At 67.6% G+C, this 15,978-nt stretch carries 9 protein-coding genes; 1 reads left to right on the top strand and 8 read right to left on the bottom strand.

What is annotated here, in order from left to right; genetic code table 11:
- Positions 1 to 14: 14 nt before the first annotated feature.
- The 8 genes from J2X36_RS13910 to J2X36_RS13875 are packed head-to-tail and all read right to left on the bottom strand — an operon-like array spanning position 15 to position 10,870.
- Positions 15 to 932, bottom strand: coding sequence for an MJ1477/TM1410 family putative glycoside hydrolase (locus tag J2X36_RS13910; RefSeq protein ID WP_310350598.1), 918 nt, complete (start codon positions 930 to 932; stop codon positions 15 to 17).
- Complete coding sequence (locus tag J2X36_RS13905) at positions 929 to 2,284, bottom strand: polysaccharide biosynthesis/export family protein (RefSeq protein ID WP_310350595.1); 1,356 nt, start codon at positions 2,282 to 2,284, stop codon at positions 929 to 931. Before J2X36_RS13905 ends, J2X36_RS13910 begins: the two co-directional genes overlap by 4 nt.
- A 25-nt stretch (positions 2,285 to 2,309) precedes the next feature.
- Positions 2,310 to 3,710 carry an exopolysaccharide Pel transporter PelG gene (pelG, locus tag J2X36_RS13900; RefSeq protein WP_310350593.1) on the bottom strand — a complete coding sequence of 467 codons (1,401 nt, stop codon included), beginning with the start codon at positions 3,708 to 3,710 and terminating at the stop codon, positions 2,310 to 2,312.
- A 5-nt stretch (positions 3,711 to 3,715) separates the two neighbouring features.
- On the bottom strand, positions 3,716 to 5,254 hold the full coding sequence (gene pelF, locus J2X36_RS13895) for a GT4 family glycosyltransferase PelF (RefSeq protein WP_310350591.1): 1,539 nt from the start codon (positions 5,252 to 5,254) through the stop codon (positions 3,716 to 3,718).
- Complete coding sequence (locus J2X36_RS13890) at positions 5,238 to 6,236, bottom strand: hypothetical protein (protein ID WP_310350589.1); 999 nt, start codon at positions 6,234 to 6,236, stop codon at positions 5,238 to 5,240. Before J2X36_RS13890 ends, pelF begins: the two co-directional genes overlap by 17 nt.
- A complete protein-coding gene (locus tag J2X36_RS13885; RefSeq protein ID WP_132249335.1) occupies positions 6,233 to 7,327 on the bottom strand; it encodes a hypothetical protein in 1,095 nt (364 codons plus the stop codon). The genes J2X36_RS13890 and J2X36_RS13885 overlap by 4 nt, the downstream gene beginning before the upstream one ends.
- Positions 7,324 to 8,700, bottom strand: a complete 1,377-nt coding sequence (locus J2X36_RS13880; RefSeq protein ID WP_310350586.1) for a hypothetical protein — start codon at positions 8,698 to 8,700, stop codon at positions 7,324 to 7,326. The genes J2X36_RS13885 and J2X36_RS13880 overlap by 4 nt, the downstream gene beginning before the upstream one ends.
- Positions 8,687 to 10,870, bottom strand: a complete 2,184-nt coding sequence (locus J2X36_RS13875; protein ID WP_310350584.1) for a hypothetical protein — start codon at positions 10,868 to 10,870, stop codon at positions 8,687 to 8,689. The genes J2X36_RS13880 and J2X36_RS13875 overlap by 14 nt, the downstream gene beginning before the upstream one ends.
- An 841-nt stretch (positions 10,871 to 11,711) precedes the next feature.
- Between J2X36_RS13875 and J2X36_RS13870 the strand changes: the two genes are divergently transcribed.
- Entirely contained in the window at positions 11,712 to 15,773 is a 4,062-nt protein-coding gene (locus J2X36_RS13870; RefSeq protein ID WP_310350582.1) for a DUF4214 domain-containing protein, read from the top strand.
- Positions 15,774 to 15,978 lie beyond the last annotated feature (205 nt).

Genomic DNA, 15,978 nt, shown 5'->3' with positions numbered 1-15,978 from the left:
CGGACGGATGCGGCTCAAGACGGGAGGCGGTCGAGCAATCGGTTCCCGAAGAAGGGTACGAAGCCGAGGCGGCTGAGGCGCGCCCGCGCACGCAGCCGCGTCACCGCATCGTCGAGATACTCGATCGCCAGGATGGGCAGACCGTAGCCGCGCGCGCGCTCGAGGTAGGTCAGGCTCCAGCGGATATCGTCGTCCGTGTTCTCCACGCCGGCCCCGTGCAGGTTGTAGAGAAGGCTCTCCTTGCTGACGGCGTCGATCGCGCCGCAATAGGCGTCGTTCGTCAGGAGTGGCTCCGCGTTCTGCGCGACGACGACGAATCCGGGCCTGAGCGCCTTTGCGCGGGCCGAGAGCCGAGCGATCAGGTCGATCATCTCGCGGCGAGCTGCGGTCTCGCGCTCGCGCCAATCGCCGTAGGCGTCGACGCGGTCGAGGAAGACGCCATCGAAGCCGGCGGCACAGAGGGCCTCGATTGCACCCCCCTCCCCCGTGATCATCGATTGCCAGGAGGGGTGCCAGTAGCGCACGGCGAAACTGCCGGGCCAGCGCGGGTTCTCCGGCCCGAGCCAGTCCGGCGGCGCCTCGCGCCACGAGGCCTGCCAGTAGGAGCGGTAGCTCTCGGCCTCTCCGACGCTGAGATAGGCCAGCACCAAGCGCCGGCCGCCATCGGGCCTGACGCGCAGGTTCGGGCTCTCGGCGATGTTGATCCGCGCGCCATCCACGACCGGATCGAGGACGATCAGGTCGAGGGCGGAGGCCGCGACACGGTCGAGATCGATCTGCTGATATTGGCAGCCCCAGCGCGAGACCTCGACGCCGTCGAGGCGGGCCGACACGCGCCGCCCGATCAGGGGCGCTGCGCCGAGACCGGCCAGCGCCGCGAAGCCGAAGAGACCCGAGGTCAGGAGCGTGCGGCGGCTCATGGCGATGCTCATGGCGCTCCCCCGAGAGCCGCCTCCTTCTCGACGGACGCGGTTGCGGGGCGGCTCGTCTCGGGCGGCGAGAGCCGCACGCGCAGCACGTCGCCGGGCTCCAGAGCGTCGAGTTCGCCGGCGCGCAGCGTGTCGGTCGTCTCGATCGTGCGGCGCACGATCTCGAAGGTCAGCACGCCCCCTTCCCGGCCGGCCGTCGGGCTCGACCGCGCCATCAGCGTCGCCGTCGCGGCGAGAGCGTGATAGGCCCGCTCCGCGGCGTCCGCCTCGCTCTCCACGGTCGCGAGATCCCGCTCCAGGGTCAGGCGGCGCTCGAGGTCTGCCTGGACCAGGGCCTTGCGGGCGGTCTCGAGCCGCTGCTCGGCCTGGAGGAGGCTGATCTCGATGTCGCGGCGGCGGCCCTCCATGTCGACGTAGTCGCGGCGCACGTCGGCGACCCGCTCGTTCTCCACCACCTGACGGGCGAACAGGGCCTCCATCATCTTGAGCCTCTCGCCGCGCACCCTGATCTGCGCGTCGAAATTCGCCATCCGCTGCTTCAGGAGTTCGATCTCATCCTGGGTGGCGGTGATCGCACGCTCGCGCGTCGCCCGCGCGCTCGCGAGATTCTGCAGGCGCAGCTGAGCCATGCGCTGCTCGCCCGCGATCAGCGAGGCCGAGCCGTCCGCACCGACGAGCTGGCGCAGTCCGTCGGCGGCCTTGGCGACCGGCGCCCCATCCCGCTCGGCGACCAGCGCCGCCTTGCGCAGCAGGAGTTGCTTGAGGCGGTCGCGCGCCACATCGCGCCGCTCCTGCTCGCGGCTCGCCTCGATCGCCTGGGCCGGCAGGCCATTCTGGTTGTCGCCGCCCGCGAGCGCCACGGCCTGCAGGACCATAAGCCCCGGCACGTAGGCGAAGGATCCCGGGTTGCGCACCGCGCCCACGACGTAGACGGGCGCCCGCTGCAGGATCGAGACCGTGATGTTGCAGCGGCGGTGGAACATGCGGTCGAAGGCGTCACCGAGATCGGCCCTGAAGGCCGCGGTCGTGCGCCCCGCCGCCTCGATGCCCCCGAACAGGGGCAGCACCACGGAGCCGCCCGGCTCGACGCCGTACTCGCCCGAGAGATCGACCCGCGGGTAGACCGTCTGCATGACGGCGGTCGCGTCGCCGCTGCGCGGCTTGTCGACCTCGGGTGGCTCCGGAACCTCCATCGTCTCGAAGATCATCACCTTGAGCCGGTCGCCGGCACGCAGCACGGTGTCACCGGCGGCCCGTGCGGGGGCGGCGAGCAGGGCGAGAAGCCCCGCGATCAGCAGCAGCCACGATCCGCGAGACCCGGCGCGGCGTCCGTCGAATGGCCGGTGCAATCCCATCGTCCCCTCCCTGCCCAAAGATCCGTCAGACCGGACGCGCCTGCGTCGCGCTGCCCACGAACACGCGATAATCGATCGACCCGAGCACCCGGATGAGCGCGAAGAGCGAGGCGAAGCCGGAGACGATGCAGGCCAGCATGTACCCGGTGCCGAGGCTGCCCGGCCCGAACTGCGAGACGACGGCCGTGAGGATGGCGAGGCTCGTCAGGAAGAGGATCTGAAGCGCGGCGTAGACGCGGGTCGCGTCGAAGAAGATCAGCAGCGCCGAGCAGGACATGAACAGGTACTGGAACAGGGCGCCGACCGTGCCCATGCGCAGGATTCCGATCTGCCGGAACTGGAGGCCCACCGCCTCGACGATGGCCGGCGCCGTGAGCACCACGATCACGCACAGGGCCGTCTGCACCACCATGATGTTGGCGAGGGTGCGGATCGTCTCCCGCTCCAGGATGCGTCCCTGCGCGCGGATCGTCTTGAGGGTCGCGTGCGTGTCGATCGCGAGGAAGTAGGCTCGGTAGCGATCGAAGAACGTCGTCTCGAGGCTGGTGACGAAGAGCGCGAGCGCCGGCACCACCGTCAGGCTCGCGATGAACATGGGGCCGTCATAGATCGGCGCGTGGATCAGGCCGGCCTCGACGCGCTCACCGTAGTCGCTCGTCCAGATGATCCATTTGTCGATCCAGACGCTGACCGCGCCGGCCGTCGCGCCCACCGCCAGCCAGGGGGTGCAACGCAGGCGCGAGACGAAAGCGGTCTGGACCGAAGCGAGGCTTCGGCAGGGAGCGGGGAAGGTCGCCGAGAAACGCGCCGTGAGCCACAGAAAGACGATCATGAAGCCAGCCGAGAGGCCCCAGACCATCGGAACCGGCCCGTAGCCGTGTCCCGCGGCGACGACGGCGAGGCCCGCGCCCGCGAGAAGCCCCGTGACGAATGCGAGCGTCACCTGAAGATAGTCGCGCACGGCCCCGCAGAAGGCGAGCCCGACCCAGACCATGCTGACGATCTGCGCGCCCGCGATCCCCGTGACAGCCACGTCGAAGGGAACCCGCAGAAGCAGCACGAAGGCGAGGACTGAGAGGATGGCGGTCGCGGCGCTCGCGGCGAGCAGCGTGAGGACGAAGACGGAGCGCACGTCGTCGTACTGGCGCCGGTAGAGCGCATCCGCGAGCACACGGGTGCCGACCATCGCCACCGGCGACGTACCGACGAGGGAGAGGGAGAACACATAGACGACCAGCACGCGGAAGGTCGCCATCGCGTCCTCGCCGATCAGCGGCGCAGCCGCCTCTCCGATCACGAGAATCGCCATGACTGTGTAGAGCCAAGGCCCCGCCGCCACGATCGCGGCATGCGCGACGGCGGCCACCGGCCCCAGGATCTCGTCGCGGCTGCCCAGACGCCTCAGCTCGAATCCGATCCCGGCCATGTGCCCTAGCTCCCGGAACGCGCATCTTCGGCCCGGGCGGGCGCGAGATAGTGGGCGTAAGTCTCCCGATAGGCCGCGAGCGCGTCCTCCGAGGCGTAATAGCGGCGGACCCGGGTGCGCAGGGTCTCGCCCTGCTGCCGTCGAAGGGTCTCGTTGCGCAGCAGGCGCTCGACGGCCCCTGCCGTGTCCGTGGGGCTGACGAGGGGCGTGACCGCGCCTCCGGGGCCGAGGCGGGGTTCCTCGGAGGAGCGTCCCTCCAGGATCTCGCGACAGGATCCGACGTCGGTGGCGACGCAGGGTATCCCGGCGGCCCCCGCTTCCAGGATGACGAGCGGCTGCGCCTCGCTGAGGCTCGTGAGAACGACGACGTGGATCTGGGAGAGAAACTCGACGAGCTTCACAGCCCCGGTGAACTCGACCGTGTCGCCGAGCTCAAGCTCGCGCACGAGGTCGAGGCATTCCTCGAAATAGACCTGATCCTCGTCGGTGGGCCCCAAAACCAGGGCACGCAGGCCCGGCAGGCGCCGCCGCAGGATCCCGGCCGCCTCGATGTAGGACTTCACGTCCTTGATCGGGACCACGCGGCCGATCAGAGCCATCGTCGGCCGGCTCTCCGCGGCCGCCGGAAGCAGCGCGGCGAAGCCCGCGACATCGATGCCGTTGGCAATGATGGCGAGCCGCGAGGGTGACGCGCCGAGCGCCATCTGAAGACGCTGGTTGTCCTCGTAGAGCGTGATGATCCGGCGGCAGGCCTGATAGCAGATCAACGCGTGCGCATCGAAGATCTGCATCCAGATGTCACGAAGGTCCACGCGGTCGTCGCTGAGCGAAATCCCCTTGTCGACCGTGTCGCAGATCCACTCGGCCATCAGGATCTCGACGCGGCGCTCGTTCGTGTAGATGCCGTGCTCGGTGATGATGGCCGGCCTGCCGGTCTCCAGGGCGGCCCGCGCCGCCAGCAATCCCGCATAGCCCGTGGAGATCGTGTGGTAGACCCGGGCCCGGGGAAGCGGGGCCTTGAGAACGGCGAAGAGGCCGCCGAACAGCGCACGCCACGCCCAGAAGAAGTGCAGGAACGAGGCGTGCGGCATCAGCCGCTCGTACATCTGGCATGTCACGCGCCAGGAGAGCGGCGAGGCCATCAGGCTCGCGTGCGACAGCCCGTGGTCGGGGTCGTTCACGAGACGCACCAGCCGATCGAAGGCCTCCAATCCGCCGCCTCGCACGAGGGAGATCAGCTGCTCGGCGAGGGCCTCCTCGGTCTCGGCCGTGCGCACGCCCTCCTGCCAGGGCTCGGCGCGAAAATCCGCGTGCAGGTGCAGATCGCAGAACGCGACGACGTTCTCCGGCAGCTTGAAGCGGATCTCGCGCGGTCCGGCGCCGGCCACGATCGCGACGATGGAGAAGGTGAGGTTCGGATTGCCGCGGATCAGCCAGTCGATCCAGGTCGAGACGCCGCCACGCACATAGGGATAGCAGCCCTCGACCACGAGGCAGACATCCGCTTCCGGCGGCTCGGGCAGCGGCCTAGACAGGAAGCGCATGGCCGCCTCCCAGGGCTTCCGCACCCGCTGTGCGGGCGAGGATTGCGTGAAGCTCCTTCGTCCGGCCCAGTTGCATCAGGCTCTGCGTCAGGGCCTCGGCCTGGGGATCGCCCCGACGGAAGGGTGTCGCGGCGGATCGGGCGATCACGTCCTCCCAGCGGCCGAGCTGTGCGAGCAGGGTGCAGAGGAGCACGTGTGCCGGGCGGTGCTCCGGGATCAGCGTCAGGGTTTCCTCACAGAGCCCGGCCGCGACCTCTCGGGCGTTCCGGGCGTCGGCCTCGTCGAGAAAGCCGCCCGCCGCGAGGCGAGCGAGTTCCGTGGCCCGGGAGAACAAGCTGGCTGGCGGCTCCGCGCGGTGATCGCGCCCCCGGGCCTTCTGGAATTCCAGCCGGGCGCGGGCGCGCAGCTTGACCGAGACCGCGGCCGCGTGGACCCGGATGCTCGGCTCGGCGCTGCGGAGGGCCTGGCCCAGAAGGGGCCGGTAATCGGGGTGGTAGGCGAGGCCGATCAGCCCGAGGAGCGCCTGTTGCTGGGTGAGCGCACCTTCGAGGACGCTGGGAAAATGGTCGATGGAGACGCGGCCCGCCCGCCGGGCTCGACCGTCGACGATCTGGGCATGGAGCGCGACGGCCGGGTTCGCCTCGCCGACGCCTGAGATCTGCCGGTACCAGCTCTCCAATTCATGATGGCTGACCGGCGTCCGCGCGAGGACGACGTAGAGGACGAGGGCCGCCGCCGCGCCGGCCGGACCGCTGCACGCCGCGAGCAGCAATGCGACGACGTGGATCGTCAGGTCCTCCGCGAAGACGGCCCGCCGCGCGAGAAAGGCGAGCAGCACCACGCCGTGCGCGGCGAGTGCGGCCGCCTCCGAAAGGGCTTCCTGGAGCCATGCGGTCAGCAATGCGGATTCTGCCGCGAGGAGGGAAAGAAGGGCGAGGACAGGCCCGGCCGACAGGCGCGCTGCGAAGCTCTGGGAGCTCATGGCGCGTCTCCCGCGGAGATCGAGTGCGCCGCGGCGGGATGCGGGAACCGGAATTCGAGCGTGTCCGGATCCGGACCAACCGGATGCCGGACATCGTGGCAAGGGCCGCGCCCGCGCGCCCGGCCGGCCGCCTCGCCGAGGGCGTCGGCGATCACCGCCACCGCGGCGGCGCTGGCCGCATCGAGCCGCTCGGGCGGCACCGTCTCCAGAACGAGAAGTCCGAGCCCCGTGGCCGCGTCACCCGTCCGCACCGCCGTGGCGAAGATGCCGACCCCGTCGAGGAGGTTCGCCTCGGTCTCGTCGAACACGCTGAGGACACGCAGGCGATGGCAGGCGACCGCGTAGACCAGGGCCGCGCGCACCGGGAAGCAGGCGTCGAGCCGGGCGCGCTCGGCATGGGCGTGGCGCAGCTCGCCGTCCTGGATCGGATAATAGGTCCAGCGGGCGTTCCCGAGCCACGCTTCGACCGCGCCCTGAAGCGCGCTCGTGATCTCCCGCCCGCCCGCCGAGCGCAGCCGCTCGAGGCTCGCCAGCCCGGCTTCCAGCGATCCGGCGCGGGCGGTGGCCGCCCGGCGCTCGTTGACCGCGGCATGCTCCTGCAATTCGTGGCAGAAGCCCGCGATCGTGTCGCGCTGCTCCTCGGTGATCCGGAGGCGCTCCTCCAGCGCGAGGCGCTCACGGATCTGCCGGTTGCGCAGGCCGCCGATCACGATGGCGCAGAGGATCCAGAGGACGGGCTCGCGCCAGACCCGCAGGGAGTAGGTGTAGAAATCCTCCTGCGAGGTCTGGGGCGGCCATCCCGCCATCCAGCTCAGCCCGGCGGCCAAAGCGGCCACCGCGAGGCCCGTACCGCTGCCGTACTGCACGCTGAGCAGCACCACGGGGATCCAGAACGGGTGCGGTGCGATCTGCGCGAGCGAGGCCGGCCCCGGGATGATCCACTCGATGATCATCAGGAGCAGGAAGAGGAAGCACGCCTCGTACTTGCCGCGCATGCCCGACAGGCGGCGGGTGAGCCAGCTCGCATCATCCGGAGCCCGTTCCGGTGCGGCGGCCGTCAGAGGGTCCCGTGTGGTCCGTGCTGCGATCACCGTGGGATCCCCGCCAAATGCCGGTTCGCGGCGACCGTGACCGCCGGTCCCGCAGTGAGTCCGAGGCGGATCGCCATGGCGCGACAGGCCGCGTGCAGATTGCCCGGCAGCTGCGAGCGCGCCTCCAGGCGAGAGAGCGTCGCGAAAGCCTCCTGCGGCGTGTTCAGGCGTAGAAGGAGATCGAGCCATTGCCCGCGCTCGGCCGGGGTCAGCAGCTCAAGATCGGCCTCCGCCAGGATGTGGCGGGCCCGCATCTGCTGCCCGAGATGCAGCGCGAGGCGGGCGCCGAAGATCGGGCGCCGCCGAAGCACCTCGTCCGGCAGCGCCGGCTGCAGCATGGCGATCGCCGGGAGCCCGTACTCCGCCGCGATGGCCTCCGCGAACAGCGCCTGTGCCTCTCCCTCCGCCGGGCGGCCGCGCAGCATTGCGAATCGGGACCAGATCAGAGTCGGGATGCCGGTCGCGGCCGAGGCGACGACGTAGCCGTCGATGTTGGGTTTCGTCAGCGGCATGCCGTCATAGGGCCAGCCGAGGAGCATCGACACCGCGAGGCGCCGGTTGCCCTGCTCCGCGAGGCTCTTGGCGAGATAGAGCCGCGCTTCGGGGTGGAGCGCGGCGCTCGTCTCGGCAAGCTTGCGCGCCTCGGCAAGGGGCGCCTTCACCGCGAGTCGGAGGGTGAGTTGGGCGGCGAGCCAGGGCTTGCGCCAGGCGCTCAGCCAGCGCTCCGCCCGCTCGGCGGCCTCGTCGTAGCGTCCCGAATCGATCAGCAACTCGAACAGGAGACGGCGCGGCCGCTCCCCCGCGTCACCGAGCCGCTCGTCGAGCCCACGCAGGACCTCGACGGCGCGCGGGACGCGGCCTTCGGCGGCGAGAAGCTGCCCGAGCCGCTCGAGTTGGTCGGCGGTCAGGACACCTAATTCTGCGAAGCGCTCCAGGGCCGCGCATTCGTCGGCATAGCGGCCGTGGTAGCGGTAGAGCCCGACTAGGCGGCCGACCTGCTGCGGGCTCGGGTCGAGGGCCGCGAGCCGGGCCTGCGCCTCCAAGAGGCCATCGACGTCGTCCGCGCCCTCATAGGCCCGAACCAGCCAGGCGAGGGCGTCCCGATCCCGCGGCCGGGAGAGGATGTAGAGCTCCATCAGCTCCGAGGCGCGGGAACGCTCTCCGGCGGAATCCTCAAGCATCGCCAGGGTCATGAGGACGCGGGGCTTGGCTGTCCCCGTGGCCAGGAGGCGCTGGATCTCGGTCACGGCCTCCGCATTGCGGCCGTCCCGGACGAGCATGGCGATGCGCTCCTCCGGCCCCGATTGCAGCAGGTAGGCGGTGACGGCGCAGATCACGAGAGCGACGCCGACGAGGAGCCTAGCGATGGACACCGCCGCCTCCCTCGTCGTTGAGCGATTCGACGCTGATCCGGACTGCCTCGGCACCCGCGGCCGGTACCGTGAAGGCAAGGCGCCCCACCGAGTCCGCCTCGGCGATGCCCGACCACAGGAGCCGTTCGGCGCGGTGGACCGTGACGGCGTACCGACCAGGCGGCGCGTCGGACCACCGGAACACGCCCGGGCCGAACCCGGATGCCGCGAAGCGCCACCCCGCCTCGTCCCGCGACAGGCTCGATACCTGCCAGCGGCTTTCCGAGAGGCCGACGACGCGCGAGGCGTCGGCACCGTCCCGCAGGGCCACAAGCACGGGTTCGACGCTCGAATCGAGGGTCAGATAGAGGGCGCCGCCGCGGCGTGTCTGCCCGATCACGCCGCGAGAGGCGGCGAGATCGGCCTCGATCGCCTCGGCTTCGTCGAACCGGAGCGTCTGCACGCTGCCCCGGTTCCGCACCTCCCAGCGCCGGGCCCCGGCGCGCGCGATTTCGACGCGCGAGAAATCGTCCGCGAGCGCCGCATAGGCGCCCGTCCGGATCGGGATGAGGTCTGAACCCTCGGCCTCGCGCAGATAGCCCTCGATCACCTCCAGCGCGTCGGCGTTTCCGACGGCTGCCAGCCGGTAATGCAGATTGAAGGCTGTCAGACGCCGCGGCGTCTCGGTCGCAGCAAGTGTCGTCCGCAAGCCGCGCAGGCTCGCGACGGACGAGCGCCAGAGCTTGCTGACGGGCAGGTCGTCGCCGGATACAGCGTAGACCTGCCGTTGCGCGCCGACAGGGCGCGTGAGCGGCGGCAGATGCGCGACCGACCGGTAGGTCGCATCGAAGCGCGCCTCCCCGCCGTTGATGTTGAGGAGCCCGAGGCTGCGCGTCGCTGCAATGGCTTCTTCGGAAGGCTGCGCATCGCCCGTCCACTGGAAGAGGTGCACGCCCTTGGCGCGCGGCGCGAGATCCTTCGCGACCGATAGCGCGGTGGTGGTTTCCTGGCCGAGGTCGAAGGGCGTCAGCAGGTAGGTGCGGGGAAACTCGCGGGCCTTGGCGACGAAGCGGTCGACGCGCGCTGCGCTGCTGACGAGGTCGGTCAGGCGTCGGAGCCCGAAGCGTCCGGGCGGGCGGGTCGCGGCGACGAGTTCCTCTTCCCGGGCCCGGCTGTACCCGTCGAAGAAGCGCCACGTGAACGGCCGCGTGTAGGACGAGACGCTCGGCTCGACCTGCGGAAGCGCCCAGATCTCCCGCACGATGTCGCGCGGCGTCTCATTGCCACCGATCGTCGGGTCGAGATCGCCCGGTGTCAGAGCGAAGGTGACGGGCAGGTCCGGAAAAGCGTCGACGACCCGCTCGAGGAAGAGCCGTGCCACGAGCACCTGCTCCTTCTCGCGCGTGAGGACGACGTTGTTGAGGCCCTCGCTCTCGACGTGGCTGAAGTAGATCCGCCGCCCGGACAGGGTCGTCACATCGGGCATCGGCGCGGGCCCGTCGCGGAACGCGCGCGCGAAGAAGGCGAAGGGATCGATCAGCCAGCGGGCGAGGCCCTGACCCGCATCCTCGACGATCTCGAAGCCGCCTGCCGCGTAGCCGCCGCGCGGGCTCACCGCCACGGTCACGCTGCGGCCACCGCCGTCGCGCTGAGGCAGGCGCAGTTCCTGCCACGTCTCCAGATCGGGTCCGGCGGCTTCCACGACCTCGTAGGTCGGCAAGACGGGGTCGGGCACGCCCTCGAAGGCGGTCAGAGCGGGCGCACGCGATTCGATCTGGGTGCCGAGTGTCAGGTCGATCGCCTTGCGGCGGTGCCTGAGCCCGATCTCGCCCAGCAGCGCGTCGCCCGTCTCGGCATCGTCGGTCCAGAAGGGGGCACCGGTCGTCCCGAGAATGACCCAGCGCCTGGCCGTCCGCACTGCGGAGCGCGACCATGACAGGTAGGCCTCGCGGGAGGCGGGCGGCGCGGCAAACCAAGTCAGGACGCCCGCATAGCGCCGGGTCTCTCTCGGATCCGGCAGCGGCCCGCGGATATCGCGATAGGTGACGGTGAAGCCGAGGTGATTGAGCGGCAGCTCCGCGTAGCGATGGATCCGCGTCTCTGCGGCCGCCCGTTCCAGGGCGCCGTCGTAGAGAGCCAGGATCTCGCGGGGAACGACGGGGCCGGCCTCCGGTCCGGCCGCTGCCGGCACCTGTGGCACGGCACAGCCGAAGCCCGCCACCGCGACCGCGCACGCGATCGCAACCCTACGCCGAAGAACAGACAGGGCCGCTCCGCGCCTCGATCCCACGTGCCGGTCGCCTTGCTAGAGAAGTTCTCGCCCCACGGCGGGAACGTCGACACCGTCCGGTCGACCCTCGTGACGAACACAGGGCAGCGTCGCCTTTGCAATTTCTGGATAGAGCCGCCGCCGGATCCAAAGCCAGGGCTCATAGTGGTTAGTATAAGTTACTACCTTTGAGCTAGATTGAAGTTTCCTTCAATTTGCATTCCATTTAAGGCGCAGAAACATAACGCCGGAGGTTCAGGCGGAATGTTGTCATCAAACTATGGTTTGATCGAGAAATAGGCAAATCGGCCCGGTCGGAGGCGCACTTTGTCCCCGACAATACCGTTCACGCGCTCTCTTAGAGCAGCGCGCACGATCTTCTTTGCCCACTCGAGCGAATGCGACCTGGCAACCGGCGCCGCTCAGGGAGAACGAGATGCCCCCGTGAGTGATGGAAGCCGTCTCGATGAGATCACCGAGTGAATTACCACTCGCCGATCTCAGTACGTCGTGAGTTCATACGAAAAAACTCAATTTAGTCTTGTCTGTAAGTAAATCTTGTTTTCCTGCGCATGCGTATTAATCGTAGATATAGTATAGTGACATTAAATTTGCTGCCAAAACTTCATTGAAAACCGATAATTAATTTTAGAAATATCTAGAGCTCGAAAACTGAGAACCAAAAATCACGGCCAATAGTCAAGACAGCTACCATCCAAGCACGTCGCAATCCCGCTCATGAAAGAATATTGGAGAAACCGCCGTGTCAACCATCACCCTTGATGGAAGCCTGCAGCAAGACTGGACGGCTTCCGACCTCATTGACACGACGGCTCCCGTCGCTGGCTACAGCGTTTACGGAAAATTCGACGCGAGCACGAACATCTACTTCCTCGCTCTCCAACTGAGTACCGCCGCTGGAGCGCAGCAAACGTCGTTTGGCCCGAATACGACGATTTGGCTGAACGCCGATCGCAACGTGACCACCGGATACCAGGTTTTCGGCAATTCTGTCGGAGCAGAGTACAAGATCGAGTTCGGCGCGGACGGCAATCCAAGCCTCTTCGCGCTCGACCCGGCCACGGGCAATGGAACGCCGATCCAGAATGGAGTTCAGTTTGCTTTTTCTGCGAACAAGCAAACCGTTGAACTCGCCGTCCCGCAAAGCAATCTCGTGCCGCCCGGAACGACCTCTGCGCCGGGCACTCTGCCGGGACTGGGCATCGCTCTCGACGTCAACGACAGCAACGTCTTCCTTCCCAGCAGTTTCGCCCAGCAATACACGATCCGAGCGCCGGCGGCGCACATCAACGATGGTCAGCTGCGAGTCGGCATCGTCTATTCGGAGACGAGCGCGGCGAAATATTTCAATACGACGGCCTATTCCGATCTCTTCATGTCGGCTCAGAACCAAGCGACGATGGCGGGCATCCCCTATGATGTCCTCTCCGAGGCCGACCTTACGAACATCGACAAGCTCAAGAAATACGACACCTTGATTTTTCCGTCGTTTGCCAACGTCAAGCAGGCCGAACTTTCCACGATCCAGAACACGTTGTCGGACGCCGTCTACAAATACGGCGTGAGCTTGATCGCGGCCGGCAATTTCATGACCAATGATGAGAACAATACCGCTTTCGCCGGAGATTCCTACGCCCGGATGAAGCTGTTGCTGGGCGTACAGCGGGACGGCGGCGACAACGTATCGACGGATCAAGTGACAGCGGCCGGGAATAGTGCCGGAATCATCGGCTACGCGGCCGGCACCCCTATTCACACCTATACTGAGAACGCGACCTCCAAGGTCGGGACTGCGTATTTCTCCGGCGTGGATCCCTCAGCTCAAGTTGTCGCGACCCAAACGACGACGGGCGGAGCGGCGTCCGGCCCCTTCAACGCCGTTCTCGCCACGCATACGGGCAGCAACAACGTCTTTTTCTCGACGGAAGGCATGCTGGCCGACAGCAACATGCTCGCCCATGCGCTGGACTACACCATCCAGAGCCAGAAGCCGGCCGGCCCCGAACTGAGCCTGCAGATGAGCCGCTTCGCGTCGATCGTGGCCACGCGCGTCGACATGGATCAGGCCATGTATCCGGAAGACGTCGAACCCACTGCCGGGCCTGGCATCTATGACAAATTTCTGCCGATCGTTCAGCAATGGAAGCAGGCTTACAACTTCGCGGGATCTTACTACGTCGATATCGGTAATGGGCAAACCGATACCTATGCCAGCGACACGATCGCGGGGACGTCGGCGTCGCTGAATAAGTCGGCTGAGTTTTATAAGCAGCTGATCGCGCTCGGTGGCGAGATCGGCAGCCACACGATGACGCACCCGGAGGATACGAACGCCACCACTGTCGATCTCGCCTATCAGTTCGGCGCCTCCAAGACTTTGATCGAGAAATACCTCTCTGGCTATACGGTGGTTGGGGCGGCACTCCCCGGGGCTCCCGAAACGCTGAGCACGGACGAGAACATCTACGCAGCGGCCCCCGGCTATTCCTACATCACGGGCCGATACACCGGCGTCGGCTCGAATTACCCCGGCGCCATCGGATATCTGACGCCGTCTCAGACAGACACGCAGCACATCTTCCTCGCACCGAACATGAAGGCGGATTTCAGCCTCGTGGAGGCAGCGCCCGAGTTCGGCGGCGGGATGAGTGCGCTACAGGCAACAGCGGAGTGGCAGAAGGAATTCGACGACCTCAGCTCCCACTCCGATCTCCCTGTCGCGATCTGGACCTGGCACGATTACGGAGCGGCGATGTGGCCCACGAATGGACCCGGCACCACGTCGCCCTACACAACCGACATGTACACGAGCTTCATCAACTATGCGTATAGCAAAGGCGGTGAGTTCGTCACGTTGGCCGACTTGGCCGAACGCGTCGCCGCGTCGGAGAAGGCCACCTTCGACTACAATTACAACAGCGCCACCAATACTGTCACGGCGAACATCAACGGAAGCAATCTCGGAAACTTTGCTCTCGATCTCGACGCCGGCTCCCACATCGCGAGCGTGTCGACGAATACCGGGCAATGGTACGCCTACGACGACGACAGCGTGTTCCTGCCGGCGTCTGCGACCAATATGAGCTACAACATCCAGCTTGGAACGAGTGCCAGCCGCGTCACGCACATCACCTCGCTGCCGATGCGCGCAGACTTGGTGTCTCTGAGCGGGGACGGCCGCAATCTCTCGTTCCAGGTGACGGGTGATGGACAGGTCACCCTCGATCTGGCGGATCCCAACGGTCAGCCGGTCACGGTCACCGGCGCGACGATCGTCAGTCAAACGCAGGACACGGCGGGGGCTCGCCTCGTGCTGAGCCTCGCCGGCCTCACCACGCATGATGTCGTCGTCAAACTGGGTACGCCGCCGGCGGCGGATATCGTGCCGCCGACCGTGACGCTATCCGCCGACCCGACGAGCCTGAAGGCTGGTCAGACGGCAGCCGTCGCCTTCACCTTCAGCGAAGCCGTGACGGGCTTCGACGCGCAGGATTTGAGCGTGACCGGCGGATCACTGGGCGCGCTCACGGCGATCGACGCCACCCACTACACCGCCTTGTTCACGCCGGTTGCAGCCGACGCCCTGTCAGCCTCGATCCAGGTCGGGGCGAGCGGAACGGGCACGGCGTCGTGGGTCGATGCGGCCGGCAACAACGGTTCGGCCAGTTCCGTCCTGAGCCTCGCCGGGGATACAAAGGCGCCGACCGTGACGCTGTCCGCCGACGCATCGACCCTGACGGCTGGGCAGACGGCGAACATCGCCTTCACGTTCAGCGAGGGCGTGACCGGCTTCGACGCGCAGGACCTGAGCTTGAGCGGCGGCTCGCTGGGCGCGATCACCTCGATCGACGCCACGCACTACACCGCCCTGTTCACGCCGGTTGTGACCGCCAGCTTGTCGGCCTCGATCCAAGTCGCGGCGAGCGGAACCGGCACGTCCGCGTGGGCCGATGCGACCGGCAACGGCGGGCTGGCGAGCAACATCCTGACTCTCACGGGCAATACCAGCGGCGGCACCGTCAGCGGCCCGCAGCCTCAGAACGCGCATTACTTCGGGGACGTGATCCACGATCCGCACAGCGCGGCCGGCGAGGTCTACGCCCTCTACGACGCGGTGCTGCACCGACCCTCCGACGTCGGAGGCCAGAATTACTGGACCGGCTTGCACAGCGCAGGTCTGTCGCTTCACGACCTCGCCCAGGGTTTCCTCGACTCCGCCGAGGGGCAGTCGCATCTCGGCACCGGCGACAACCTGTCCTTCATCCAATCCCTGTACCGGACGGCCCTCGACCGCGAGGGCGAGGCGACCGGTGTGCAATGGTGGACAAGCGCCCTCGACCAGGGCCTGTCGCGGGCGGACGCGGTCGTCAGCTTCGCCTTCTCCGATGAGAACCTGGCCGGCCTGCAACCCGCCTATACGGCCGGCATCTTCATGGCCGATGCGGATGCAGGCGACGCGGCCCGGCTCTATTACGGGATCCTCAACCGGGCGCCGGATGCTGGTGGCCTGGAATACTGGACGGGCGCGCTGAAGGGCGGCCTTGCCGATGGGGACGCCGCGCAGGGCATGCTGACCTCGAACGAGTACCAGCAGAAATATGCGAGCCTGACCGACGCCGCCTTCGTCGACACGCTCTACCAGAACGCCCTTGGGCGGCAGGCCGATACCGGCGGGCACGATTACTGGACGGGCCTGCTGGCACAGGGCAACACCCGCGCGGCGATCGCGGTGGGAATCGCCCAGAGCGACGAGGCGCACCAGCACCTCATGTCCTTCATTGAGACGGGCTGGCACCTCGTCTGAGATCGGCGAGCGGCCATCAGAGGATACCGGACGGCAAGGCGCCGTCCGGTCACCGAACTTGCGTGTCAAAACAGGGAGGGTGGGGAGATGTGCGGCATCGTCGGCATCGCCGGGCGCGACGCGGTGGCAGGCCAGGTCATCGAGGCGCTGCGCCGCCTCGAATACCGCGGCTACGACTCGGCCGGCATCGCAACCCTCGAGCACG

The organism is Methylobacterium sp. BE186, from assembly GCF_031457035.1.
GTDB lineage: Bacteria > Pseudomonadota > Alphaproteobacteria > Rhizobiales > Beijerinckiaceae > Methylobacterium > Methylobacterium segetis.
Note: the sequence above shows the minus strand (reverse complement) of the source record. Positions and strands in the feature narration are given on the sequence as shown.

Excerpts from the sequence above, each read along its gene's own strand:
- J2X36_RS13910 (WP_310350598.1), bottom strand. The coding sequence starts at position 932 with ATGAGCATCGCCATGAGCCGCCGCACGCTCCTGACCTCGGGTCTCTTC.
- J2X36_RS13905 (WP_310350595.1), bottom strand. The coding sequence starts at position 2,284 with ATGGGATTGCACCGGCCATTCGACGGACGCCGCGCCGGGTCTCGCGGA.
- pelG (WP_310350593.1), bottom strand. The coding sequence starts at position 3,710 with ATGGCCGGGATCGGATTCGAGCTGAGGCGTCTGGGCAGCCGCGACGAG.
- pelF (WP_310350591.1), bottom strand. The coding sequence starts at position 5,254 with ATGCGCTTCCTGTCTAGGCCGCTGCCCGAGCCGCCGGAAGCGGATGTC.
- J2X36_RS13890 (WP_310350589.1), bottom strand. The coding sequence starts at position 6,236 with ATGAGCTCCCAGAGCTTCGCAGCGCGCCTGTCGGCCGGGCCTGTCCTC.